Annotated in this window: 1 protein-coding gene; it reads left to right on the top strand. The window is 29.4% G+C overall.

Annotation, left to right across the window (positions count from 1 at the left end; all coding sequences use genetic code 11):
• Positions 1–81: 81 nt before the first annotated feature.
• A partial coding sequence (lanM, locus tag H7U02_RS11365) for a type 2 lanthipeptide synthetase LanM (protein ID WP_201043397.1) occupies positions 82–2326 on the top strand: 2245 nt, incomplete at its 3' end.

Genomic DNA, 2326 nt, shown 5'->3' with positions numbered 1-2326 from the left:
AAAAGGACTTAGTCCTGTGCAATACAGAACTAAATCCTTTGCTTAAATTATTTGTCTAACTTTTTGGGGTCAGTACATATAATGGAGGGAGTTCTGTTAGATAAATTTGATAGTCTTAAGAGTAATGGTATTATTTCTGGAGGAAGTCTTGCAGATAAATTGGAAAAATTTAAGGAGTTACTGGGAATCGAGGATGCTATTTCGAAGTTATTTTACGATTATCCTGTTTTGGAAGAACAACTTTCAATTACTCTGAATAACGTTATTGCAGAAATTGTTGATATTCTCAATGATTTTCAAGAAGACAAAAATGAAATTCAGAACTTTTTTAATATTAAAGCAAATTCAATTTTAAATATAGAATTAGACTGTGGAGATAAACATAATGATAAAAGTGTTGCAAAAGTACTAATTGACAATACAGAATTGTACTACAAACCCAAAAATTTAAATACGGATCATTTATATAGAGATGTTCTAAAATTGCTAGAAAAATACAGTGATTTTGATTTTAAAACTCCAAGTACGTTGAGTAGACAGACACATTCATGGCAGGAATCAATTCAAATTTCGCAAGAGCTCTCACTATACGAAGCAAAAAAATATTATGAAAGAGCCGGTTATATGCTTGCTGCATGTGAAGTTCTTCATAGTACGGATATCCATTTTGAAAATATAATAGTTAGCGGTGAATATCCCGTTATCATTGACACAGAAACAATTGCTTCTCCAACAAACCATGACAATTTGGTTAATGATAATTTTAAGAGTATTGATCAAAGTGTTGTTGCAACAGCAATGTTACCATCAAGAGATAAGTTGTACGATGTTAATGTTAGTGGGCTTTTCTTTAGGCCATCATCATCAAATACTTTAACGACTAACATTATAATAGAAGATGCTGAAAGTGATTATAGGGAAAGCAAGGTACCTGTTCAAACCTCAATCACTCCAAATGTAGTGTTGATAGATGGAGAACCTTTAAATTATAGATTAGTAATAGATAAGTTGATTAAAGGATTTAAAGATGGTTTATCTATTATAAAAAATCATAAAAATGAGTTATTAGATATAGTAGAAAAATACCATAATAAAGCAATTAAAATTAGAATTATCCTTAGAGGGACTCAAGTATATTATACTTTTTTAAGGGAGTTACATAAGCCTGATGCCTTAAAAAATAGGAATAATCACGAAAAAATTCTCAATATCTTGCTATCAAGTTTCACTCCTTCAAGTTTCGGTTATCTGAGAGTAGAAGAGGAAATAAAGGATTTACGAAATCAAAATATACCTTACTTCTACACGTATCTAGATAGTATTAATCTTTATTTTGAGGATAAAGTTCTATGTGAAAACTACTTCAAGTACTCAGCAATAGATAATATAATACATACACTGGAAATGCTAGATAGTGAAATGATAGATTACCAAGTACATTTATTAAAACTTTCTATTGCAACAGAATTTGCAAATGAAGATAACATGAATAGTGACTTTACTTGTAGTAATGCAGATATTGATATTAATAAAGAATTTACTGATTCATACCCATTTAAGTTACTAAAGAGAGAAATATTTACCAATACAAGCGAAAGTGATACGTTCTATATTTTAAACTTTGATGAACGAAATTTAGTAGTTGATTTGATTGGTCCAGGTCTATATATGGGAGGAGGAATTATTCATTATTTGTATGTATATGCTTACTACCATAATAGTAAAGAAATTCAGGAATTTTCAAGGAGGTTAATATTAAAGTTATATAACAATTATAAGGTAGATAAAATTAGTGGTGTAGCATCCAAAGCATGGAGTGTGTATCAAGGTAATGGTGGTCTACTATACTTAATGTATAACTACTCTAAACTTTTTAATGATGAAATAATTGAGAAGGGATTTAGTAATCTATTACAAAATCTTATTTCTGATCTCTCAACAATACAGTTCTCTGAGCAAGATAGTGATTATATAAATGGTTTAGGAGCAACAATACACCTACTAGTAGATTTGATTCTTAAACTTCATAGTCCTGATGACAAAGGTAGTGCTTACATTGAATCTAAAAATATAGTTTTAAGATATTGGGAGTATTTAAAAAATAATTCGCATTTTGAGATTGGACTGGCTCATGGATTATCGGGAATAGTAACGCCATTAGTAAAAATTTATTCGCTTACACGGAAAAATGAAATCCTAAAAGAGATTATCAACTTGGTATTACTTGAAGATAAAAAAATAGAAGAAAATTTTAAAGAAATTGATTTTAGTTGGTGTCGAGGAATTGGAGGGGTAATCATTTCAAGGATTATTACAATAAATGAAT

It is taken from the genome of Streptococcus sp. 3.1, assembly GCF_016648915.1.
GTDB classification, from domain to species: Bacteria; Bacillota; Bacilli; order Lactobacillales; family Streptococcaceae; genus Streptococcus; species Streptococcus salivarius_E.
Note: the sequence above shows the minus strand (reverse complement) of the source record. Positions and strands in the feature narration are given on the sequence as shown.